At 40.9% G+C, this 26407-nt stretch carries 14 protein-coding genes; 4 read left to right on the forward strand and 10 right to left on the reverse strand.

Annotated features, from left to right (window positions below; genetic code table 11):
• Nucleotides 1-8 precede the first annotated feature (8 nt).
• The 6 genes from I2I04_RS11110 to I2I04_RS11135 all read right to left on the reverse strand — a co-directional run bounded on the left by I2I04_RS11110 (nt 9) and on the right by I2I04_RS11135 (nt 8382).
• Entirely contained in the window at nt 9-1814 is a 1806-nt protein-coding gene (locus I2I04_RS11110; RefSeq protein ID WP_195472063.1) for a DUF5123 domain-containing protein, read from the reverse strand.
• An 11-nt stretch (nt 1815-1825) separates the two neighbouring features.
• Nucleotides 1826-2695 carry a hypothetical protein gene (locus I2I04_RS11115; RefSeq protein WP_143260422.1) on the reverse strand — a complete coding sequence of 290 codons (870 nt, stop codon included), beginning with the start codon at nt 2693-2695 and terminating at the stop codon, nt 1826-1828.
• Between the two features lie 631 nt (nt 2696-3326).
• A complete protein-coding gene (locus tag I2I04_RS11120) occupies nt 3327-4145 on the reverse strand; it encodes a LytTR family DNA-binding domain-containing protein (protein WP_143260421.1) in 819 nt (272 codons plus the stop codon).
• Nucleotides 4146-4148: 3 nt separating this feature from the next.
• Complete coding sequence (locus I2I04_RS11125) at nt 4149-4943, reverse strand: LiaF transmembrane domain-containing protein (protein WP_143260420.1); 795 nt, start codon at nt 4941-4943, stop codon at nt 4149-4151.
• A 173-nt stretch (nt 4944-5116) separates the two neighbouring features.
• A complete protein-coding gene (locus I2I04_RS11130) occupies nt 5117-6694 on the reverse strand; it encodes a polysaccharide lyase family 1 protein (RefSeq protein ID WP_195655030.1) in 1578 nt (525 codons plus the stop codon).
• A gap of 47 nt (nt 6695-6741) precedes the next feature.
• The gene (locus I2I04_RS11135; protein WP_195655031.1) at nt 6742-8382 is read right to left on the reverse strand and encodes a polysaccharide lyase family 1 protein; all 1641 of its coding nucleotides are present in this window, start codon (nt 8380-8382) and stop codon (nt 6742-6744) included.
• A gap of 298 nt (nt 8383-8680) precedes the next feature.
• Here I2I04_RS11135 and I2I04_RS11140 point away from each other — a divergent pair, with 298 nt between their 5' ends.
• From I2I04_RS11140 to I2I04_RS11150, 3 genes are read left to right on the forward strand one after another with little or no spacing between them, the layout of a single operon-like run.
• Nucleotides 8681-11902 (forward strand): SusC/RagA family TonB-linked outer membrane protein, encoded by a 3222-nt coding sequence (locus I2I04_RS11140; RefSeq protein ID WP_143260418.1) that lies wholly within the window; start codon nt 8681-8683, stop codon nt 11900-11902.
• A gap of 26 nt (nt 11903-11928) precedes the next feature.
• Nucleotides 11929-13926 carry a RagB/SusD family nutrient uptake outer membrane protein gene (locus I2I04_RS11145; RefSeq protein WP_143260417.1) on the forward strand — a complete coding sequence of 666 codons (1998 nt, stop codon included), beginning with the start codon at nt 11929-11931 and terminating at the stop codon, nt 13924-13926.
• A 32-nt stretch (nt 13927-13958) separates the two neighbouring features.
• On the forward strand, nt 13959-15569 hold the full coding sequence (locus I2I04_RS11150; protein ID WP_195472050.1) for a DUF5123 domain-containing protein: 1611 nt from the start codon (nt 13959-13961) through the stop codon (nt 15567-15569).
• 72 nt (nt 15570-15641) lie between these two features.
• Here I2I04_RS11150 and I2I04_RS11155 read toward each other — a convergent pair whose 3' ends face one another.
• From I2I04_RS11155 to I2I04_RS11170, 4 genes are all read right to left on the reverse strand, one after another.
• Complete coding sequence (locus tag I2I04_RS11155; protein WP_195655032.1) at nt 15642-20177, reverse strand: two-component regulator propeller domain-containing protein; 4536 nt, start codon at nt 20175-20177, stop codon at nt 15642-15644.
• Nucleotides 20178-20436: 259 nt separating this feature from the next.
• Nucleotides 20437-22176 carry a pectinesterase family protein gene (locus I2I04_RS11160; RefSeq protein WP_195655033.1) on the reverse strand — a complete coding sequence of 580 codons (1740 nt, stop codon included), beginning with the start codon at nt 22174-22176 and terminating at the stop codon, nt 20437-20439.
• 323 nt (nt 22177-22499) lie between these two features.
• Complete coding sequence (locus tag I2I04_RS11165; protein WP_143260414.1) at nt 22500-23471, reverse strand: pectinesterase family protein; 972 nt, start codon at nt 23469-23471, stop codon at nt 22500-22502.
• Nucleotides 23472-23480: 9 nt separating this feature from the next.
• Nucleotides 23481-24680 (reverse strand): glycoside hydrolase family 88 protein, encoded by a 1200-nt coding sequence (locus I2I04_RS11170; protein ID WP_143260413.1) that lies wholly within the window; start codon nt 24678-24680, stop codon nt 23481-23483.
• Between the two features lie 301 nt (nt 24681-24981).
• Between I2I04_RS11170 and I2I04_RS11175 the strand changes: the two genes are divergently transcribed.
• Complete coding sequence (locus I2I04_RS11175) at nt 24982-26385, forward strand: PTS galactitol transporter subunit IIC (protein WP_143260412.1); 1404 nt, start codon at nt 24982-24984, stop codon at nt 26383-26385.
• The last annotated feature ends 22 nt before the right edge of the window (nt 26386-26407 follow it).

Raw genomic sequence — 26407 nt, forward strand, 5'->3', positions numbered from 1 at the left:
TTTTTATATTACTCAAACCAATGCGGGTCTCCGATACGCTTCGTATATACTTCCGAACTCTTATCTTTGACAATCAGATTTCCGGTTGCGACATCTTCGAACAATTCGTCTTTAGTTACCGTAGCAGCAGGTACTTCAGCAGTATCAACTCCCCAATTACTCATGACAAAATCACTGGTGCGATAGTTATCAGAAAAATCTTTCACCGCTTTTCCGTCAAGATACATCCATCTTCCTTGTCCCGATTCTGTGGTTCCCGAGAAGAGACAATTCTTAACTGTCAATTTCAATTCCGTCATTGCACTACCTGTACGCAAATCAAAGAAAGTCATATTGGCAGGGCCTAAACGAACGAATGTACTATTCTCTAACGTAATACTCATGTTTTCTTTTTGATTTCTGGTTCCACCGATTAAAGTGTTTCTCAAGCCTTGTGTCGCCGTATGAACCGTAGAATTTCGTATAGTAATATTATAAATCGGATTATTAGTTCCCAGACTTATCATCGAATAATTCCTGTCACCTGCATTGAAGTTCAGTAACCGGCAGTCGTCCAATACAAAATGATCCACCATTTGCTGATCGTCTGTTGAAATCTCGGCATACCACATACTACGTCGCAGACCGTTTATATCACAGCTCTTAACTGTCAGTTCTTTTACATGGAAAGAAAGTTGCGCCAGTCTGAACATATAGTCGTCCGTGACATTAATGTCCATGCCTTCGAAACGTAAATAATCCAACTCTCCATTGATAGAAGCATTACCCATGTTCATAACGGTCCGTGTTTCGCCTGTCGAAGGTTCTTGTCCTAGTATTGAAAGCGGCTTCTTTATTTCCAAACGGCCAAGTTCATAGGTAGTTCCTGCTTTCAGGAAAAGTCGCACTTCTGTCACTTCCTCATTATCGAACATTTCATTGCAAAGGTTGCGCAAATTAGTGCCGGGAGCTACATAAGTATATCCTTCCGGTACAATAATCGGCACCTCCGGAACTACTGTTTCTTCATTCCAGCCTTCAGAAAGTATAGTTACTGTGTAATCTTGAATAATCGGGTGTTCCGTATCATTTAACGGGAAATCAATTTGTGTCGTATCATTAGGATGAATAGGGAAAGAACCTTCCATCGGCTTGGATTGAATGACATTTCCCTGATTGTCCAAATAATCAATACGAACATTTACTGCCTGCCCGATAGTTGCTGTTTCAAAAGTGACGAAATCATCCGTATAGTTTACACCACCAGTGGAGGTAGCCCTGTCGCGTACCAATTCGACCGGTGACTCTATGAAAGAAGCATCCATCACACGATACCCTGATATAGGAGCAGAAACAATGGCACGTACCGTCGAATAACTCCTGTCGGACTTTTTATCCGTCGCCCTTAATCGAAGTACGCCGGTACGGCTATACATACGGATACTCAAAGGAGTATCGAAAGGCGAACTGTACTCTACCGGAGAGGAGATCTCCACCTTTCTTCTAGCTTCGGGGTCTTGCTCAATAACCAGTTCATTCAAATTGACAGGAGAGGGAATCAACTGTTCGGGTGAGGGAGTAGCCACCACTTTATACGTGCCATTCTCCAGCGGAAAACGATAATGAGAAGTATAATTCGCCACATACTCTCCACTGCCGGCATTATAGATAAAAAGCGGCTTTGTATTAATTCCCACATTCACGAACCATTCTTCATCATTTAAGAACAACTCGATCTGCTTCACAACAGAGGTTTCATATCTGTCTTCCGAACAGGCAGACATACTAAATAGGACTGTTAATCCTACTAAAGAATATAGTATATTTTTCTTCATAAAGCTTTCAATTAAAAATCATATTCCTTGATAGTCAACCCTTGATTAGTAGCAGTCTTTAGCATACGACCACGAGTAAAAGCCTCCTGCAGATAACTTTCGTCCAGAACCGGTATGTTAACAACCGTACGTTTGGATATTTCAAATGTAATATTCGTATCCAATACACGCTTTGTACGATTCACTTCCTGCCCATCCTTTATATAAATAAGATCCAGTCCGGTAGAATTCTGACCAATAGTCGGAAAAGAATAAACGGATGCAGTGAAACCTGATGCAAGATCTGCACTGACTTCCACATCTTCTTGTATACACTCTCCGGTGTTCACCATATAACCGATGCCAACATTGGTAAATACCATATTCAGCCTGTCAAATTGAGTAATAGCCGCAATATCTTCTCCGCTTTCAGAAGGTTGAAAAGTAGCTTGTCCCACAATTCTTTTTAATTCCAAGTTTACCTGGCTGACCGTACGATCTGACATGAACTCGGTCACTTCTGAAAGATAAATCTCTTTTTGGGCCTGTAAGTCTTGGTAAATAATCACTTTAGAAAGACTGTCAGTTCTTTCCAGATGATCTGCATTAGCCACGGCAAATGTTTGAAGTCTTTCCCCCAAAGGGACATCCACTTCCAAATTGCCGTCATTCAAAGAAAGATTCTCTCCATAAACCAGAGAATCTGACAAATACACATAAATACCAATTTCGGTTATTCCATGAGCAGCAAACGTTTCAAGACTTGCTCTTGTAAAACGAAAACCAACAGTTTGGACTTCAGGTACATTTGAAGTATCAGAATTCCATTCCTCATCCGAGTTCTGCGAACAAGAGACAAGAAACAGACACAATACAAGAAATGTATTAATTAGATGTTTCATAAATATTAGTTTGTATAGTTTTAAAAAATATAATTATAAGCAGTAATTCTATTTCCTTTTTATAAAAGAGAAATAAAATTCTAAGGAGGCTTTACTATCAGGCGCAATAAATTCATGTTTCTCATTTGATTAGATTTTCATTATACATAAAGGATGTTTTTCGCTAAAGTGAATTCTTAGTTCTTTCACCAGTGCAAAATTGAGAATTAAGCAAGAGAATATAGAGTAAGATTCAGTAGAAAAGGAGTAAAAAACGAGCTTGAGTAAAAAAGTGCCCCTCCAATGAGCCATGCATCCAAACGATATGCCCTTCAAGTGTTATCATCAAACACTTGAAGGGCATATCATCCAAATTCACCGTATTGAACGGAGAATTACTTATTATCTATTTGTTCTGTGCGTCGACTATATTTTGCATCAAACTATTTAAATATATCTCAAGATTCGTATATTGTCTATTCGGATCCTTCGTTTTTTATTTCCCACTCGTCAGGCACCATCACCATCCGAATCTACGGTACAGAAAAGCCTGCTATTGATAAATCCGGGTTTGTTTCCTTCTCCTGTGAAAGTTGCCTTTCCTTTTCGGGTATCAGGATAAATTAGTTTTTACGATCAGATTGAACAGATTTTATATCCCCAATCGTTCTTTCAGCAATCGGTAACCGGAAAGACTAACCCGAAGTTTCACTCCATTCTTCAATAGTAGCTGATAGGTTTCTTTTCCGAAAAGCTCGACCCGGGAAATCTGCGTAACATTCACAATCGTAGAACGATGCACCCGAACAAATGTATCCGGAGAGAGATGAGTTTCAAAATACTTCATGGTCTGCTCTTTCAGGTATTCCCCTGTGGGGGTTATCAGCATCACATAATCTCCACACGCTTGTATGTAGATCAATTCGTCTGCCTTCACCAAATGAATCCGGGAGCCGTCTTTCACTGTAATACGATCTATCCATTCCATGGGTAATTCTTCCTGCTGTCCAGCCACGTTCACCTGATGTACAGCCAGTTCTTTTTCCAGTTCTTGGTTTTGCACTTCTTCTTTTGTGACTATCAGACGATACCAGAGAGTAATGGCAATCAAAACCGGTAGTCCGAACAATAGTCGGAAAGGGATTGTCTGCGCAAAAGAAACATAGGGTACTCCTACAATTCTCACCATTATATCACAGACCATAAAACTCCCTGCCAACCAAAGCATACTTCCAATGATGATCATAATTACATCCGTCTGGAACAACGAGACAAGACCGACCACAAACCATGCCAGATAGGCGATAGCCGCCAGCCAACCGATCGTCGCTATTCCATCTACCAAAGCGGGAAGATAATCGTTTCCGGTATATCCACAGACTAAAACGACCTGGAATGCAACCAGAATCAATGCCAGCACCAGCATCGGAATCCAGCGAAAAGGATTATCTATAATCGGATGTGCTTTCATACGCTAGTCTTTAACCTCCAAGCCTCCGAAAGAAAGTGTTCCCCGAATCACCAATACACTTTCCTTATTTATATTTCCACTCTGCCAACGTTTATCATCACATCCTCCAAAGAAAACATTGCATTTAAACACGACTTTCCAGTCAGAAGGGACATATATCTCAATTCCTCCCCAACTGCAATCCAAATCTATATATGTTTCTCCGGGCGCAATATGGGTATGCCGCAAATCAATCGTTGTTCCTCCAAAGGATGTGCGAATTACAGCTCCTTTAAACAATTCGTCAAGTACCACGTGACGGGCAGCTCCCCAAGCATTCTCGGCACGCAGAAAGCCATCTACCGACTCTGCCTGCTGTTGCTCACTTTCAAAATTCATGCCGGGTTGTCCCTGATGCATCTTCATCCACTTCTGACGATGTTGCATGGCATGATGGTGCGCCCATTGCCCCCGTCTGTTCTTGCCGGATTTAAAAAAGAATAAGACACCTGCTGTTATCAGAGCGATAGGCCATACCATTGCCTGTGAATTTTCAGGCAGCCATGAAAGCCCTCCAATCAAAAAATACACACCTATCAACAAAAGGATGATTCCACCAATGAAATGGCGGCGAATCATAAAATATATACCTAATATAATAAGGAGTGAGTGCCAGGATACGATAATATCGAAGACTTCAGATGTAATCCATCCCATATTACGGGCAAACAGCAGAATCCCGGAAAGGATAAAAAGCGAAGCTATCAGTATTTTACCGGAAAAGCCTGTAGCAGTGGGGAATTTTTGTTTCTCTTCCATTGTCTCTATTATTAATTGATTAATGGTTCAAAGATACATCATTTCCCACGGCTTCTATAGCCTTTTCTGTTGATTTCCGGTATAAATTCCGATGAATACCGGATAAAAACCGGTGAAACTGACTATAAAGAATCTTACCTGATAAAGATAATTCTTAATACGATGTTTGCAGATTACTTCTTTCCACCGCTATTTTGTTTTTCAATAATGTCATGCACCAAACTATTCATATACATTTCCAGATTTGTATACTGGCCATGTTTATCAATCGTTTTTCCATTACTATCAGAAGCATCATCCGGATTTAATCCGAATTTTCTTTCCCATGCATCAGGCATACCATCATTATCCGAATCAATCAAAACACTTCCTTGTAAAAGAACAGGCCATGGAGAAACATATCCCGGAGTATTTAATGGTAACAAATCATCCTGACTATCTATCAATCCTGGCTTCGGATACCCTTCGCTTTTCCAAACGCCTCCTTCTCCATTATGAGCATTCAAACCTTTATATCCAGCTGTTCTCGTACGTGTTTCCTTCACAATACGTGCATCTACATCGTCTCGATGCAATGAACACCCCGCATAATCCAACACTCGTTTATAAGCATTGAAAGCTGAATGTGTCGTTACCAATGCAAATCCATGAGGTTTGTCCACTCGAATCGAGCCTTTTGTTTTTTGTGTAATTACTTTTTTATAATTATTCGAAAATTGATTGTAAACTCCATATTCCCAATTATTAGCTGTAGCCTTCTGGCTGTTTTTATCATCTGCCCCTCCATCTACAATGTTACCATCGATATAATACTTTCCCCACAGATACTCCCCATTCTCATTTTCTGTTGCATCTATAGCAAAAATCCGTCCACGTTTAGAGCCTGTCACCGTTGCAGGACCTGGTTTATAATAATTGTTCACTATATTGATATTCATTCTTTCACCACCATACGAACTGTTCATACCCCAATTATAGATCACATTATTGCGAAAGTCTACATAATCACCATCACATTCTCCACTCTTACGTGCCTTAGCTCCTAATCCGAAACGGGGATTCCGGCTATCATGATGGGCTAATAGATTATGATGATAAGAAGAGTGTTCACCTCCCCAAATTCCTCCATAGCCATGAGGACCTTTGGTATGCCCACCTAATCTAAGACTTTCAGAAATAATGCACCACTGCATGGTAAAATCATCATTCTCATAAAAAGAAGCACATTCATCTGTACACCAGCTGATAGAACAATGGTCTATAATCACATTCTTTGCCCCTTTTCCTCCTAAAGCATCTGCACCGTCAGGATGTACACATTCTTTATTACCCATACGGAAACGTAAAAAACGAAGAATTACATTACTGGCATAATTTGTCACCGGATAACCTGCTATGCATATACCGTTTCCCGGTGCAGTTTGTCCCGCAATAGTCAAATTCCCTTTCCGTATTTTTAGGTCTTTATGCAGAAATATCGTACCGGACACTTGAAAAATGATAGTACGAGGACCATCCAACTTTTCTATGCCATAACGTAAAGTACCAGGCATTCCATCATCAGCTAAAGAAGTAACAATATACACTTCACCCCCACGTCCACCTGTAGTCATACGTCCATATCCTTCTGCTCCGGGAAAAGCAGCCAACTCTCCGAAATCAAGAGTATTACCAATACCAGAAGAGGCAAAAACAGCCCCACTCCCGATCAGAGTTAATAAAATGGTTAAACAACGAAAGATCAAATTCATATTCATATTTTTATTTATGGAATAATACAAAAATACACCTAATTTATTTATTGTACTCCTCCTTTATTCTGCTCTTCAACAATCTTTTGTACCAGGCTATTCATATACATCTCCAGATTTGTATATGTTCCTTCCTCATCTACTGTTTTACCATTTCGGTCAGAAGCATCATCCGGATTCAAACCATATTTTTTTTCCCATTCATCAGGCATACCATCATTATCCGAATCCTTTAAAATAACACCCTGTACCAATTCAAGCCATGCTGAAGATTCCCCGACAGGAATCACATCATCCTGACTATCAATGATACCTTTCTTGGGATACCCTACACTTTTCCAATCAATACCCTCAACAACTCCCTGACCATTATGCTTGTTCATTCCCTGGTAGTTCGCAGTCCCGCTACGAGTCTCCCGAACAATACGTTCATCTACTCTATCCCTGTGCAAAGAACAACCTGCATAATCCATAACACGCTCAAAAGCCGTACGGGCATCATGAGTGGTAACAGTACCTGTTTCTACGGGAGTGGTGCGTCTAAGAGCTTTTTTTGTATCTTCATCCAACGTTCCATACTTTTTATCAAACTGATTATAAACTCCATACTCCCAGTTATCTTTTGTAGCCTTCACACAACGTTCGTAATCAACCGCACCATTAATTTGCCCATCATCCACCACATTTCCTTGGATAAAAAAATCTCCCCAAGTGTCAAAAATGGCTGGATATGATTTCTTATCCGACTCACTCACTTTTTTGTCAATGGCAATAATACGTCCACGTTTAGAAGTGCCAGTAGGAGTGGCAGGACCCGGCTTATAAAAATTATTCACAATATTTACATGCATGGCTTCTCCACCATAACAAGAATTTCCACACCAGTTATAAATGACATTATTACGCATATCAACAATTTCATTCTCTTTTGTCGAATTAACCCCAGGACCTAGACGAGGATTACGGCTATCATGATGTGCCAATAGATTATGATGGAAAGAAGCTTTCATACCTCCCCATATACCACCATAGCCATGAGGGCCTTTTGTATGCCCACCTAAACGCAGGCTTTCAGAAATAAGACACCATTGCAATGTGAAATTCTCGTTTTGATAAAAAGAGACACATTCGTCAGTACACCAACTCATAGAACAATGATCAATCATAATATTTTTATGATACCGACCTCCAAAGGCATCAGCTCCGTCTGCACTGACATCTTCTTTATTTCCCATTCGAAAACGCATAAAACGGACAATAACGTTGTCTGCTTCCAAGAAGACCGGATAACCAGCCAAACAAATACCATCCCCCGGAGCTGTCTGTCCTGCAATTGTTAAATCTCCATTCTTAATCTTTAAATCACCGTTTAAATGAATGGTTCCGGATACCTGGAAAACAATTGTACGTTTTCCGCTTAGTTTCTCAATACCATAACGTAAAGTTCCGTTCTGTAACTTGTCTTCCAATGAAGTAACAATATATACATCACCACCACGCCCACCGGCTGTGTAGCGTCCATGTCCTTCTGCCCCAGGAAAAGCTGGTATCTTTTCATCTTGAATTTCTCCAGTCCCTTCAGGTTCTTTAGGCAATTCATTAGCGTCACCACCATCAGTACACGCCAGAATTCCAAAAGCAAACAAAATGGCTAAACACCATTTACTTAGAATTATATCCATTTTCATACATTATTAGATTAATAAGGGCAAAAGTAGGCAGGATAAAAAAAAGTCTTGTTCAAATTTTGTTTTTCGAGGTCATTGAAATCGACAAAACAAGGCTTTTCGGGCTATCATGTGTATTTTTTGTTTTAAAACTATTATAAAAATGCCGACCGGCTATTAAAAAACAAAAAATACTAGGTGAAAAACAAATATTGCACATACCTATATTCACATTCATATACTTTTGTATCGAGGAATTAACCCTAAATGTGAGTACATAATTAAAAACAATAACCATTAATTAATAAACATGCAAAGAATGTCTAACAAGGTGAAAAACATGCGCAGTTGGCTGCTAATGCTATTTGCAGCGATATCGCTTAGCGTATCAGCGCAAACAATTACCGTAAAAGGTAATGTGAAAGACACAACGGGAGAACCGATCATCGGAGCTTCTGTAGTAGAGAAAGGTAATACTACCAATGGTACAATTACCGATTTAGATGGTAACTATTCTATCAAGGTTCCTTCAAAAGCAACCCTTACAATTTCTTATATCGGAATGAAAACTCAGGATATTGCTATAAAAGGACAAAGTCAAATTAATGTCACTCTTTCCGATGATACACAAGCGTTGGACGAAGTTGTGGTAATTGGTTATGGGACCGTTGCAAAAAAGGATTTGACCGGTTCTGTATCTTCCGTTAGTGCCAAACAGATTGCTGCTATTCCGGTATCTTCCGCATCGGAAGCACTACAAGGGAAAATGGCTGGTGTATCTATCACAACCACTGAAGGTTCACCTGATGCAGATGTAAAAATCCGCGTACGTGGCGGCGGTTCTCTATCTCAAGATAATTCACCACTCTATATTGTAGACGGATTTCCCGTATCAAGTATCTCTGATATTGCTCCAACAGATATTCAATCGGTAGATGTATTGAAAGATGCTTCTTCTACTGCTATTTATGGCGCCCGCGGTGCAAACGGTGTTATCATCATTACTACTAAATCCGGTCAGGAAGGTAAGATTCAGGTGAATTTGGGGGCCTCGTTCGGTGTTCGTAAAGTTACTAAAATGGTAGATGTACTGAACCCTTACGAATATGTATTATGGCAACAAGAAATTGACCAGGAAGGGATGAAATATGGTATGTTTGATGATTTGGATATTTACAAATCTATGAAAGGCACCGACTACCAGGATGAGATTTTTGGTCGTACAGGAAATCAACAACAATACAATGTGAGTGTGAGTGGAGGTAATAAAGATACCAAATTCAGTGTTAGTTATGCACATAACGAAGAAAAAAGTATCATGCTTGGTTCGGGTTTCTCAAAAGAGAATATTAATGCCAAACTTAATACCAATATCAACAAATGGTTAACAATGGACTTTAATGCCCGTTTTAGTTACCAAACAATTGATGGTATCAGTGGTGGAGCAGATGCAAACGAATCAAGTGCAGCCAATTCACTAATATCACGTTCCGTCATCTACAAACCGGTAGAGGAAATTAATACAACAAGTTCGGACAGCGATGATGATGAGAATGTGAACAATGCACAATATAACCCACTGGAACGTTTAAATGCAACTTACAAGAAACAAACCCGCTTGCAACAAAACTATAACGTAGGACTTAACTGGAAACCAATCAAAGGATTAACATTCAGAAGTGAGTTTGGTTATGGATGGAGATATAACAATACTGACCAAGTATGGGGAGTGGAAGCTACAAGTAATTCTAAATATGGTTATTATGGACAGCCACAAGCTCTGTTAAATAAGGTCGTTAATAAAAACTGGCGTAATGCAAATACAGTAACATATGATACTAAGTTCTTGAATAACACTCACAAACTAAATGTTATGTTAGGACATGAAGTTTCAAGTAGTTACGATCACGAGACTATCAACACCTCCGTTGCTTTCTCCAAATATATGACTATTAATGACGTACTCTCCGGCATGAGTAACGGAACGGCATTGCCTACCTCTACTTATATTGGTTTTAAAGACAATCTATTATCGTTCTTCGGACGTGTCAACTATACGATACAAGACAAGTATCTAATGACTTTCACAATGCGTGCCGATGGTTCCAGTAAATTCTCAAAAGGAAACCAATGGGGATATTTCCCATCATTAGCTTTAGCATGGAGAATATCTGACGAAGCATGGATGGAAAGAAGCAAAGAATGGTTATCCAACCTAAAACTTCGTTTAAGTGTAGGTACAGCTGGTAATAACCGTATTAAATCGGGTGCCATTAATTCTACTTTCTCATTAGCGGAAACAAGTGATAAAAACATTTATTTCAATGAAACAAGTGCTGTTGTATTACAACATGCTTCTAATCTTTCTAATCCTGACCTAAAATGGGAAACAACACTTACCCGTAACTTAGGTATTGACTTCGGATTCTGGAATAACCGCTTATCCGGTAGTATTGATGCATACTGGAATACAACTAAAGACTTGTTGATGAATGCAACAATACCTTCAAGCACTGGTTTTTCTACCCAATATAAGAACTTTGGACAGACATCAAATAAAGGTATAGAATTAGCATTAGACGCAGTCATAGTAGATACTAAGGACTTTGGTTTAAACGCCAATTTCAATATTTCTTATAATAGAGCTAAAATTGATAAGCTAGCCGGAGGACAAACCTGGCAAAGTAGTAACTGGGGAGGTAAACCTGCCGGACAAAACGACTTCTTCATTGAGGAAGGAGGACGTCTGGGAGAAGTGTACGGATATGAATTGGATGGCTTCTATACTACTGACGATTTTTCATGGGACGGCAGCAAGTGGGTGCTTAACGAAAATCTCACAGATCCGACAGAACTGATTAAATATAACAATTTTGGTCCGGGTGCACTAAAACTGAAAGCTGATGAAGATGGCAAATTTACGAAGAAACGTCTAGGAAATACAGTTCCAACTGTTACCGGTGGTTTCGGTATAAACATGCGTTATAAGAACTTTGATTTATCAGCTTTCTTCAATTACTCTCTTGGTAACAAGATTGTGAATGCAACCAAGTTAGGTTCAAGTTACTATAATGATACTAAAAAAGGATGGAACTTAAATGATAACTTTACATTAGCCAAACGTTATTCCTGGATTGATCCGTCAACAGGAGAAAACATGCTGAAAAGTTCATATATCAAGAGTAATGGGCTCGATTATACTATTAATCGTTTAAATGAAATAAATGCCGGAGCTTCCATGTATAATCCAGGCTCAATCACAGAAATGCCATTACTTGACTGGGCAGTAGAAGATGGTTCTTTCCTCCGTGTCAATAACATTTCAATCGGATATACACTACCTAAAGTTTTTGTAAACAAAATATTTATGCAAAACGTACGTATCTATGTGACTGGTTACAACTTGTATTGTTTCACAAAATACTCGGGAGCAGATCCGGAAGTAGATACACGTCGCAGTACTCCAATGACTCCGGGCGTAGATTATTCTGCATATCCCAAAAGCCGCTCATTTGTAGGGGGTATTAATGTTACATTCTAACCCATAAATAGAAAGGAAATACATATATGAAAACTTATATAAAATCAATATTACTAGGAACCGGATTGTTGAGCTTGCTTTCATGCAGTGACTTTCTCGACCAGTCTTCCCCTTCGGAGTTGAAAGGAGAAAATGTTTTTAACTCTGTCGTGTATACAGAGCAAGCGTTAAACAAGGTATATGCCGATTTGACATACGACCACACGTATGGTTCTCGTATCCCTATCAATTTCGGTAATAATACGGATATTGAACTAGCAAATGCAACCAAGCAATCGGAAGTTCATCAAAATTCAGAAAGAGGATTAGGTAATTACTATCTAAGCAAAGGATGGGATAAACTTGATACGAACTGGGAAAGATGTTTTGCTATTATTGAAAATGCCAATATCGTTATTGACGGTATTCGTAATAGCGACTTATTAGCAGAAGGAACTACCACCCGTAAACCAATGCTCCGTTATTTAGGAGAAGCATTAACCATGCGTGCAATGGTATATTATGATATAGTTAAGAATTACGGAGATGTTCCGATGCGCTTTGAGCCTACCCAACCTGATGGTTCTAACATGTATGCAGCAAAAACAGACCGGGATATTATTTTAGACCAGTTGTTAGATGATTTGGACGAAGCTGCCAATTACCTTCCTTGGGCAGGTGAAGACGGATACACAACAGAGCATGCCACTGCAGGTTTTGCACATGGATTATTTGCACGTATTGCTTTATCACGCGCCGGATATAGCATCCGCGAACAAGCAAAAACAGGTTATAGAAACCATCCGACTTGCAGTGACGGACAATTCCCTACTCAACGTCCGTCAGAAGCAGAAGTTCAAAAATTGCACGAACGTGCATTAGCACATTTGGATATTGTAGTAAGCAAACAAGTTCATAAGTTGAATCCATCTTTTGAAAACCAATGGGACTTAATCAATAAGCGGACACTGGATACTAAATATTATGAAAATCTATATGAGGTAGCTCACGGATTAGGTAGATCTGGCGAAATGGGTTACAGTACCGGAGTTCGTATCAATGGTGCCAGCAACAAATATGGCGCAAAAGGTAATAGCAGTGGTAATATCAGACTTACAGCTTCTTATATTTTATCTTTTGATAATAACGACAGCCGTAGAGATATTACATGCGCCTACTATGAATTAAAACAAACGACAGTAGACAATAAAGCTGTTATAAAAGAGACATTGCTTTCTAATGCTCCTTTCAGTGCCTATGTAGCAAAATGGGACATTCGTAAAATGGATGATGCAATCATCTCTTTGGCACAAAACACAGACCAGAAATGGGCTCCAGGTATTAACTGGGTAGTGATGCGTTATTCCGATATTTTATTAATGTATGCTGAAGTGATGTATAACTTGTATGGATTAGAAGGCAGCAATCCCAATGGTACCACTACAAAAACTGCACTTGAAGCTTTGACAGAAGTACATATCCGTGCCTTTGACACTGCTACCCAAAATGCCGCTAAAAACGCTATTGAAGCATCCGCCCGAAACAATTTCATGGAAGCGCTTGATCAAGAACGTGCATGGGAGTTTGCAGGTGAATGTGTTCGTAAATATGATCTGATACGTTGGGGAACACTTTCCGAAAAGCTGGATCAATTCAGAACAGACTACAAAGCTATGATTGAGACTGCTCCCAAATTTATCTTCTATAAAATGAAGACAGATGATCCGTATTCAATTGACATGAATAGTATCACTTGGCGTACTGAACAAATTCCTAATGAACTTAGAGACCTTGAAGATCCTGATAAAGTGAAGGAAGCAGCTAAAACTGCAGGTTATGAATATGTTACCGGTTGGGGAACCAACTATGAATGGAAGAAGGGAGTAGCAGATACTAGTAAAACAACCAATGATACAAATCTTGAGTATGTAGATGATATCAGCAGTGGTTTAAATGCTACGATCAAAAATAGACATCTATTACCGATAGGCTCCAAGACTGTTTCGGATGCCAACGGTTACATAGAGAACTCTTATAATTTCTAATAAATTATGAATATCATTCAATAACTGATCTCATGAACATGAATTTTATCAAATCAACAAGATACACGGTTTTATCAGGGCTTTTTATAGCCCTGACCGTAATGCTTTCATCGTGTGAGAAAGCAAATGATTGGGAAACAGATAGTGCCTATAACCGTCTGTTCCGTAGTACTAAATTGGCAGTCAGCCCTAGCATTAACAATGCAGAAGTTATTTGGAATAATACGATCAATACAGATTATTACATCATTGAAGTAAATACTTCTGAACTTACAGCTGAAAATTATCAGGAAGGATCTGTTATCTTCGGAGAGGATAAGAGTATAAAAAGCTCTCCGTACACTATTGAAGGATTGGATGCAAATACCAGTTATTATATTCGTATCCGTTCATGCTCTGAAACAGCTTCACCTTCCAAATGGGTATATCCGGAAAATACAAGCTTTAAGACCAAGACAGAACAGTTAATTGAGGATATCTCAACCATCACTGGTTCTACTGCCATTATCACATGGAAAAAGAATCAGAGCGTAACCCACTTCTTACTGACGAACACAGAGACTTCAACAGTAACAAACATTCCAATTTCTTCGGAAATGAATGCAAAAGGCAGTTATCAACTTACAGGTCTGGCAGCTTCTACCGCATACACTATCGGTATATACAATACTGTTAACGGTGAAGATGTATTGAGAGGTGAGAAATCATTCCAAACTACAGAAAACTTCCCGGATGGTTACACACCTGTATATCTTACTGCTGCTGATGATCCAAACGAGGTACTTGCTGCACAAAGTGGAAATATAGTTCTAGTTGTACCACATTCTACAGCAATCACATTCAGTAAAACTGTCATTGTACCTGAAGCTGTTACATCAATCGTATTCTGGGGAGCAAGTGGCGGAGCTGAACAGGCAACAATGACAACTAAAACTATTTTGACTTTAGGCAACAAAGATGTGGTGCGTTTCTATAATTTAAATGTTGATGCACAAGGAGATTATTTCTTTAATCTTCAGAAAGGTGCAGATATGACAGATGACGTATCAACCAATATCAACACTTTGTTAATAGAAGGCTGTACGATTAGTAACTCTAAATCATTAGTAAGAGCCAAAGAAGGTATAAACATTCAAATTAATAAAGTTAGTGTAAACAAATCTATTATCAATGGTTGTAGTGGGGATATGTTTGCTTATAAAGAATCAGCAGTCGCCCAAATACCTGTTACTGAAATTACAAATAGCACCTTGATTAAACCACAAGGACGTATCTTCTATGCAGGAAATGCTGCTTCTTTCTCCATCGATTATTGTACGATGTACGGCTGGGGAGGTACAAAAGCACTGTTAGAACTGGGAGATAAAAATACCCTAGGCATGTCTTTAGCTATCAAGAATACAATCTTGGCAAATGGTGGAACTAGTAGAAAGGCTCATAATGCAAATGCAGCTGCTAATCTTAGTCTGACTATCGAAAAAGTTTATGGAACCAATGACATGACATTCCATAGCACTCTTGGTGACGTAACCAAATATGATAAGTCATCTACAGAAGTATTTGAAAATCCGGAAGAAGGAAACTTCAAAATTATAGATGCCCTATTCCCAAGCAGCATTGGTGACCCTCGCTGGACAGAATAAGAAAAGAGAATAGAATGTCTGAAAAGACATATTGAATAAGAAAGGCTATCAGATAAATGATAGCCTTTCTTATTATCTTCCCACTTTATCCCGATACTCCGTTGGCGTCATCCCAACTTTCGCCTTGAAACATTTACTGAAATAACGCGGATCATTAATACCGACCATATATGAAATCTGCGTCATATTAAACTCTCCGGTCTCTATTAATTGCGTGGCCCGCTTGATACGCATTTCTTTGATAAATTCGATAGGAGCCAGTCCGGTTAGTGTTTTCAGTTTCTTGAAGAAGACAGAGCGGCTGACAGCCAGTTCCCGAACCAAATCATCGACCACCAGTTCACCATTATCCATATTCTGCTCCATTAATTCCACCAATTTATCCATAAATTTGCGGTCGTTGGGAGACATATCGAGCGTTGCAGGTACAGTTTCGGAAGTATCTTCTTCTGCCGATGGCACATCCGTAGCAACAGGTGTATCCTCCTGACCGGCAGACATATTGATATGCATCAGGCTATCCCGATAGAAACTTTGCAGTTTTTTACGCTGCATCAACAGATTTTCCACACGGGCTTGCAGATAGGTAGCACTAAAAGGCTTCGTTATATAATCATCCGCACCGTATTCCAGTCCCTCCAGTTTACTTTCAATCGTTGTTTTGGCAGTAAGTAAGATAATAGGTATATGGCTGGTCGTCATATCCGCACGCAGTTCACGCGTCATTTCGATACCGTCTTTCTCGGGCATCATCACGTCACTGATAATAATATCCGGGAGATACTTCAATGCTTTATTCGCTCCTTCCCTGCCATCGGCAGCTTCCACTACCCTGTACATCGGAGAAAATATACTACGCAAGAATTCACGTAATTCCTGATTATCTTCGACTAATAACATCAGTTCTTTAGAGTTTTCTTCTTTTGCAGATTCCTCCTCATAAACATCTTCTATCTTCTCCGAATCATCGGCCACCAGCGTTTCAGACTGAATGGAAGAGTTGGCTATATCCACTACCTGCCCCATTCTTGCCGGAGCATCCGTATCTTCCAGGATAAACTCGGCTTCCTTATCATAATGTTCTTTCCCTTTCAGGAAATCGACTTTGAAACAACTTCCTTCTCCCAAACGACTATCCACGGAAATAGTAGCCTTGTGCATCTCTACAAGCTCTTTCACCAATGAAAGTCCGATACCCGTACTAGCCTGATTGAACAGATTCTTGTCTACCAGATTCTCAAAACGGACAAACAAGGACTTCTTTTTGTTTTCCGCAATTCCGATTCCCTGATCTTGTACACCGATAGAAACAGTATTCTCATCTTCACGAATAAACATCGTTATCATCTTGCCATTTGGCGTATACTTAAATGCATTGGAAAGTAGATTGAATACAATCTTTTCCAGCTTATCGGCGTCCACCCAAAGATAAAGATGCTCCTTTTCCGTCTGAAACAGGAAATCAATCCGATGTTCTTCGGCTACAGCCTCAAAATTATCCATCACCTTGCGCACGAAAGGCACAATATCCACTCGCTGTACCTGCATCTTCATCTTCTTATTCTGAATCTTACGGAAGTCCAATATCTGATTGACAAGACGAAGCATACGACTGGTGTTCCGTTCAACCACAACCAACTGTTCGCGGGCATCAGCCGGCAATTTATCATTCTTCAAAACTTGCTCTACCGGACCTGCTATCAACGTAAGCGGAGTACGCAACTCATGGGATATATTCGTAAAGAAGCGCAGTTTTATATCCGAAATCTGCTGTTCGACCGACACTTCATGCTTCAACCGGTAAATGGTGAACAGGATATAAACAGCCACAAGAATAATAATCAGAATGAAAAGTATATAAAGCACATAAGCCATCGGCGTTTCCCAGAAAGAAGGCAGAATGACAATATCCAAAATACGTTCATTATCCACCCACACACCATCGCTATTGGTAGAACGGACGCGAAGCACATACTCTCCTTTCGGAAGATTCGTATAAGTCACGCTACGTTGTTTGTCGGCAAAGGTCCATTGTTTCTCAAATCCGTCGAGAATATAAGCATACTGTATATTCTGCGGATTGGTATAATCGAGTGCCGCGAAATGAACGGAGAAAATATTCTCTTTATGCGAAAGCACCAATTTATCAGCGTCATCAATATCCACTTTCAACAATGAGTTGACTCCGGGGGTAATGTCCTCATTGGCCACTGTCAGTTTGGAGAATACGATAGGCGGGATATAGCTGCTCTTACGGATAGAGTCAGGATTAAATATAAAGACTCCGCCACTGGCACCGAAAAGCATACTTCCTTTAGCAGTCAATGCCGAAGCGGCTTCACTAAAGCGTACAGGGAAAGTAATACTACGTTCGTCATAACTTTCAAAACGTTCTTCAGAGGGGATGAACTTACAAATTCCATTCTCCGTACTAATCCATAAATTCTGCTTACTATCTTCGCGGATGGAAAGCAGGACATCGGAAGGAAGACCATCCAGTACGGAATATGATTTAAATTCTCCATGACCGTCCTTACTGATAGATACCAGTTTGTTGAGTCCCCCACCGAAAGTAGCCAGGTAAAGTTCCTTTTTCTTAGTGGAGATAATCCAATGGACATCATTATTACTCAAACTTTGCGTATCATTCGGCATACGGGAGAAATGATAGAACTGCACATCCTCCGGTTTCTTAAAGTCCTCGTCAAAAGCAACGGCACCCGTAGTTGTTCCTACCCACAAGCGTCCGTTATTATCGGAAGTGATAAAACGAGCTTTGTAACAAGGATCAATAGGATAGCCCTTCAGGTTGTTCCGGTGATTGATAAACAATGTTTTTCCTGCTTCATTCTCCGTGATATAATTGATACCTCCGGCAAAAGTTGCCAGCCAGATACGGCCATAATGATCTTCATAGACGCAATATACATTATTATCGCTCAAACTGTACATATCATCCTCACGATGAAGATAACGGGTCAGTTTATAGGACATTCCGTTAGAGGAAGTCGGCTCGGCACGAACAAGGCCGTCTCCTTTTGTCGCAATCCAGATGATTCCTTTTGAGTCTTGAATAACAAAATAAACGGTTCCCTGCATGGGAGTACCGGTGATAGAGATAGTGCCGCTTTCGGTGAGGTATCCTTTATAAGTTTTGCCTGCATCATATATACGAAGTATACCGTCTTTCAAGCCAACCCACAAATTTCCCAGTTTGTCTTCACACAGGGCACGCACCTCATTATGCAACGATTCGTGTTCATGAGGCATAGGGGTCATCATCGCAAAGGGTACATTTCGATAAGTCACTTTCTCCAATCCTTTAGAGTGGGTACAAAGCCACAGATTACCTTGTTTGTCGGAAAAGGCTGAATGAATCTTATTGGAAAAACGCCAGTCACGGCTACCCAGTCCGTTATAGAAAGGAACCAAGCATTTCTTTTGAGGATCGAAGTAAGAGAAACCTCCTCCATAAGGATGTACCCAAAGATAACCGTTTACGTCTTCATGGATATGAAAAGCCGGACGGGAACGTTCAGGATTACTGTATTCTATAGGAATTTGTTCACGGGTCACCACTCCGGTCGAGGGATTGAAATGAGCTACAACGCCCGGTTCTTCCTGTTCGAACCACACTTCCGAGGAACGGTCTACATAAGCAGAAAGGATCGGCTTTGCGGGTAACGCCCTACAAGTCAGGAACGAGTAATGTACATTTGTTTTTGTTCGCAGATTGTAAGTAAAGAAACCATCCGAATCGGTGGTAATAACGGATACGTCTGGTGCAACGGGATGAATGGAGGTGATCTGTCCTTTTGTGGGAAGCTCGATCAACGTAAATTCTCCACTTTCTTTCTGATAAGACCAGATACGTCCATGGTCTGAGGCGAAGCAAATATCTTTGTCACGTTCCTGCACAGCATAGAAAGCCTGGTTCATTCCGCCAAACTTTCCTTTTGTCTCCGTAAAATAGGAATCCGGTTCTTTCTTTCCGGGATGGATCATACCGAGGCCATTATCCGTCAACAGCCAGTCATTGCCAGCTTTATCCTGATGAACTTTGAATACATGTAAAGAAGGAAACAGTTCCGTCTTACTGGAATAAATATCCCATGTCAAGCGATTATTCTCATCCGGATGCGTCAGGATGCGGATGGCTCCGTCGTTTTCCGTCAGCAGCCAGACGGTTCCGTTCGGCATCACTTCAATGGTATGTACATTAAAAGTACTTCCCTCCTCTCCGGCAGCTGGCACTTGTTCGAAAGTCTCTGTCTTCGGATCGAAACGATGAACACGGTTGTCATAAGTCAGCAACCACAGAAAGCCATAACGGTCTTCATATATACGGTCTACGCGGTTATTGGTCAGACTGATGTAGTTTCCCTGACGGGCCTTGTATGTTTTGAAGGTATAACCGTTGAAACGGTTGATGCCATCCCAGGTGGCAAACCAGAGGTTATCTTTGTGATCCTGCAAGATGTTCATCACCGTATTTTGGGATAATCCATCTTCAGTAGAATAGTGGGTGAAAAAACAGTGCTGCTGCGCATGTGTTGAGAACACAATAGCTAGCAAAAGGATTACTGAAATTAAGGTTTTCTTCATCATATCACTCGGTTCTGTGGCGTAAAGATAGAAAAATACTTGTAGTTTAATGCAATCTTTAGCGGCTATTTAACAGAATCGGGCCATTCTATAAGACAAGTTATCTATTTTAGGCAGATGAACAAAAAACAAAATATCTTGTCGGATTCTGTTTTTTGTTCATCTGCCCGTTTAATTGGTACTTCCGCCGCGGCTATCGTTGCTTCTGTACCGGCTAATTTGTTTTTTATTTAGTCATTTGTTTCTTTACCTGGTCAGCTGGTCAACGCTTTACCGTTATCAGTTTGTTTCCGTTCTCTACCGGATTCCATCCATCTTCTCCCGCCAAAACAGCATTTATTTCATATCCTTTCAGATTCTTCAATTGTTGGGAGAAAGCAGCGCGTGCTTTCGGATTGGCTCCTTCTCCCCGACTTTCATATTCGGCATAAAAGACAGTTTTTTCGTTTTCCTTCTTGCCCCAGTTGTTCCAGCCAACGGGAAGAATATGTTGCCCCAGTTCGCAATGGATGAATACAGCTTGCGCATACGGACGCCAGGGACGAGACAGATACACTTTTGTGGCTTCCGGTTCCGCAGTCAGTTTGCAATCATAGAATACATAGCCATATTTTTTGCCTTTATCAGTAGAAGGAGCGGTGACATAACCGTCCCGCTTACTATGAATGTGGCAACGGTTGAAAACAGCCGTAGACCAACCGAAAATAAAATCAACCGTTCCTTCGATGTAACAGTCTTCGTAATATTGGCGGCTTTGCTTACCGTATGTGTAGAGCGTATCCTGGAAACCTAGAAAACGACAGTGCTTAAAATAGACACGGTCGGCAGACACAAAGCAGGCAACTGCTTGTCCTACGGGGCCTGATGAGTTCTCGAATGTGATATTCTCCGCATAAAAATCGGGGGCATAGATGTAACAGCTGGACGAACCGGAAGTTCCCATGTTATCGCCTAATACATTTTTCTTGTTTGCAAAACCGTCATAAGTCAGTATCGCACTGTCTTCTCCAATCAAAGAGATATTAATCTTGGATTCAGGAATGATGAGCTTCTCTTTATAAGTTCCTTTACGAATCAGGATAGTGGTACGAACATCTTTGCGAAAATCAGGAACAGCATTGATTGCTTCCTGTACGGTAAAGAAATCACCGCTACCATCTTGGGCCACCACATAATCGTAATGACGGATATATTTCGCCAGTTCCGGAATTTCCTTGCCGATAGCGTCCACTGCCAGTCCGGCAATTGTTCGTGCTCCGTATACGTTTAAATGAGTATTGTCTTCACGACCTTTCGGGAAAGCCGGCACCTGGTTAGGTTCGACAAACATAAACAACTTCTTTGATTCTACAGGTCCAAGTCCCTGCACCAGGTCGTGGGTGATTTTGTTCATGTCGATAAAAGTCACTCCCAGTTCTTTTGCCACATTGCGGGGAGCATCCAGATAGGCACCATGCGTATCGAACAAAACAGTTCCTTCCTTCGGTTTTTCCTTTTCCCCCGGTGTGCGACGTACATCTTTTGCGATGGCATCATCCTTCGGCTGCACAAAGTTTCGACGGACGATAGAGTTGAACAATACCGGAATTCCACCTTTGGCGCGGGTTTCATTCACATACCGACGAAGAATTTCATCAAAAGTGCTACCCGGATCGGTGTGACGGGTAGAGTCTGCTTTCTCATCGTTATGACCGAACTGAATAAAAACGTAATCTCCTTTTTTCACTTTAGAAATTACTTTTTCCCAGCGTCCTTCGCTGATAAAGCTCTTGGAACTTCGACCGTTGGCGGCATGATTGTCTATCCGTATGTCTTCGGAGAAGAATCCGGGAAGTACCATTCCCCAACCACGTTCGGGGTTTCCTCCGTCTATTTTCTTGTTAGCCATTGTCGAATCGCCTATCATAAAGATAGTGATTACCGGTTTGTCTGCACGAAATGCAGAAAAAAGAATAAAAACGGCTGCCAGCAACCCCATCATTTTATGTCTTTGTGTCTTCATATCCACCTACTATTATTATTATGCTACTCTCCATACAAAAAAATCATTTTCCTCTATCACCGCCATCAAGCAAAAGCCTTATTCATCGGGGTTAGATGAGGTGATAGGTTCTTTATTCAACCTGTCACCACTTATTTATTACTTGAAACTTTAGTTTCAATGGCTTGGAACTGATAGTTTCCATATAGGGGAACTATAGTTTCCCCGTAATGAAACCATTGTTTCCCCTTAATGGAAACTTTAGTTTCTCACCGTGAAACAAAATGTATCAAAGCATGAAACCGGATTAACAAACCGACAAACGATTGTCCATCTTACTTGTTTTATTTATAAGGATACCAATTACTGCTTTCCTTAAAGATGTTTTGTGGAGTATACTTCATTGCCTCCTTATTTGTCAACTGTTTAGCCCACATCACACGCCCGGAAGTATCCGAGCCCGCACCTGTATTTCCGAACTCGGCATAACGAGCTGTTGTTTCGTTCTCCGGATTCTTCCAATTGTGCCATCCTTCGGGACGGATATGATTACCAAACTCACAATTGATAAAGACCGTTGCCGCATAAGGACGCCACGGACGACCCAAATATACTTTTTTCACTCCCGGAGCGGCTGTCAGCTTACAGTTTTTGAAAACATAACCAAATTCTTCACTTTGAGGAGTGGAAGCAGCAGTGATATACGAATCACGTTTACTATACAGTTCACAATATTCGAATAGGGCGGTGGAAGGGCCAAAAATAAAATCGGTAGTTCCCTCGATATAGCAATTCGTGAATAAGAGACGAGCCCTTTCGGTGCCTGTATAAATAGTGTCCTGATTTCCCAAGAAACGACAGTTGACAAACATCAGTCTGTCACCTTCGGTGTGAAGAGCTACCGCTTGCCCCAGTGGAGCCGCATTATTTTCAATCGTCAAGTCTTTGAAAGTGATGTCATTTCCTTCCACTTTTACCGTATAAGTGCGAAAAGTACCCATCTTATTGATATTAGCATGATCATCGTAAGTGATAATCGTTTTTTCTGCACTTTCACCCACTAATTGCACATTCTTTACCCAGGAAGGAATGACCAGTTTTTCTTTATATATACCGTTCTTGATATAAATCGTCACCGTATAGTCCATAAAAGCGCGGACAGCTTCCACGGCTTCTTGAATGTTACGATACTCCCCTGTCCCGTCGCGTGCCACGACTAATGTATCTTTGCGTTGCTGTTGTTGTGAATAAACAGATGTTGCTCCCACACCCAGTAGAAGCAAACACATCATTCCTTTAAAAATAGTCCTTTTCATCGTCGGAAATTACTTTTGTAAACGTTCGTATTCCAAGCTAGCCATAATAAAAGGTCCTACGGCTTTAGGATCGTTATTGCGGATAGTTTCATTAATATAATAGTCATAATCGCCGGAACGGTATACCTTTCCTCCCAATCCTGCCACTGCACAAGCTTTGGTGATGGTTACCAATCCGTTGTTGTCCACTTCGATAAAATTATCCAGGAATCCTTTGTAGCCTTTCAATGCCACATCCAGATAAGACTTATCAATATATCCTAAACGAACAGCCTTAAAGAGCGAATAAATAAACATGGCGGAACAGGAAGATTCTACGTAATTTCCCTTATCACCACTCCGGTCCATCACCTGATACCATCCTCCGGTCTTCGGATCCTGAAGTTTCTTCACCTGCACAGCTACATTATTCAATATATCAAGCAAAGAATCTCTTCCGGCTTCATGCTGCGGAATAAATTCGAGCACATCCACCAATGCCATCGCATACCATCCCATCGCACGTCCCCACGTATGTTTCGACTGTCCGGTCACCGGATCCGCCCAACGTTCGGTGCGGCTTACATCACACGCATGACGATAAAGACCATTTTTAGGATCGTATGTATGACGAGCACAAGTGACGAACTGGTTGATTACATCTGCATAGTCCTGCGGAAGATTATTACGGAATGCATATTCCGCATAGAAAGGAGCTCCCATGTAAATTCCGTCCAGCCACATTTGGTGGGGATAAATCTTTTTATGCCAAAAACCACCGTCCTCATTGCGCGGTTGTCCTTCAAACTGACTATAAAGCAAGTCAAGTGCTTTCTTATATTTAGGATTTTTGGTCTGCTCATAAATACGGAAAAGGATTTTTCCGGAGTTGATACGATCGAGACTATAATCGGTTAATTTATAAGCAGTAATGCTTCCGTCTTCGTGCACCATTGTATCTGTATACGCGATAGCGTAATCGCGAATTTTCTTGTCGCCATAAGTATCATACACATCGAGCATGGCTCCCAGTTCAAGTCCGTGGCAATAATCCCACTTCAGTTTCGGCTGAAAGTCGAGCTGCCAGGATTCGGGGTAACGGATCATTTCCGATTCAGTCAGTCGTACAGACCAGGGAAGCTTGCTGTCTACCTGTTGTGCCGATACGGAGACGGTCATTGTAACCAATAAAGCCACTATAAAAAAATTATAAAAAGGAGTTAGTCTCATGGTTTGTTATTTTAAGGATTCAACATAGTCTTTTTTCACGCTACGAAAGTAGTGTTTTTCCTCCAAACCCAGTGGGATTTTTTAGTCAAGTAGGTGCATTTTTTGTTTTTCGTGCACGGAAACGACTAATTTTGTGCACGCAAACGTCAAAAATGTCCATTTTTGATGCAATATCTCATAAATTAAGAGTTTCGTTTTGGAAGAAAGCAAAAAAGGTCTTACTTTTGGCACGGTTTACAACTAATACCCTCTGGGGAAACACAGGTAATTTATCATTAAAACAGAGAAAAAATAGAACAGAATGGAAGAAGTATTTAAGTACATTATCGGTCTTGGAGCGGCAGTAATGATGCCAATCATTTTCACGATTTTAGGAGTATGTATCGGTATTAAATTTCCCAAAGCGCTAAAAAGCGGTTTGTTGGTTGGTGTCGGTTTCGTTGGTTTATCAGTAGTGACGGCATTGCTCACCAGCAGTCTGGGTCCGGCATTAAGTAAAATGGTTGAAATCTACGGATTGGAATTGGGAATTTTCGACATGGGTTGGCCTTCTGCTGCGGCGGTAGCTTACAACACTTCAGTCGGTGCTTTCATTATCCCTGTTTGCTTGGGAGTTAACTTATTAATGTTGCTTACCAAAACAACCCGTACCGTCAATATCGACCTTTGGAACTATTGGCACTTCGCATTTATCGGTGCTATCGTGTACTTTGCTTCCGACAATATCTATTGGGGATTCTTCGCTGCCATCATCTGCTACATCATTACGCTGGTAATGGCTGATATGACTGCTCCTGCTTTCCAGAAGTTCTATGATAAAATGGACGGCATCTCTATTCCTCAACCGTTCTGCCAAAGTTTCGTTCCGTTTGCTCTTATAATCAATAAACTATTGGATAAAATTCCGGGATTCGACAAACTGAATATCGATTCTGAAGGATTGAAAAAGAAATTCGGATTGATGGGTGAACCGCTGTTTTTGGGTATCGTAATTGGTTGCGGTATCGGTGCATTGGGCTGCGGAAGTTGGAAAGAAGTAGTGGACAGTATCCCAAGTATATTGGGTCTGGGTATCAAGATGGGTGCGGTGATGGAATTGATTCCACGTATCACCAGTCTTTTTATCGAAGGTTTGAAACCGATCTCTGACGCTACCCGCGAACTGATCGCTAAGAAATATAAGAATAACACCGGATTGAGCATCGGTATGAGCCCTGCACTGGTTATCGGTCACCCGACTACCTTGGTGGTATCTCTGCTGTTGATCCCTGTCACTATCTTCCTGGCTGTTATCCTTCCGGGCAACCGTTTCTTACCGCTGGCTTCTCTGGCAGGTATGTTCTACTTGTTCCCGATGATTCTGCCTATTACAAAAGGGAACGTAGTGAAATCATTCATCATCGGCCTGGTAGCTTTGACAATCGGCCTGTATTTCGTAACCGGCCTGGCAGGCTTCTTCACACTGGCCGCCAAAGACGTATATGCCGCAACAGGCGACCCGACAGTGAATATCCCCGCCGGTTTTGAAGGTGGAGCACTCGACTTTGCTTCCAGCCTCTTCTGCTGGGGTATCTTCCACCTGACTTACAGTCTGAAGATTATCGGCCCTGCCATCCTCGTGGCACTGGCACTTGGAATGGCTATCTACAACCGTATCCGCATGACCAGAAACGACGCAAAAAACGCATCAACCAATAAAGAATAATATAAATACTATAAAGAAAAGA

This window comes from Bacteroides sp. 1001136B_160425_E2 (assembly GCF_015559655.1).
Lineage (GTDB): Bacteria > Bacteroidota > Bacteroidia > Bacteroidales > Bacteroidaceae > Bacteroides > Bacteroides luhongzhouii.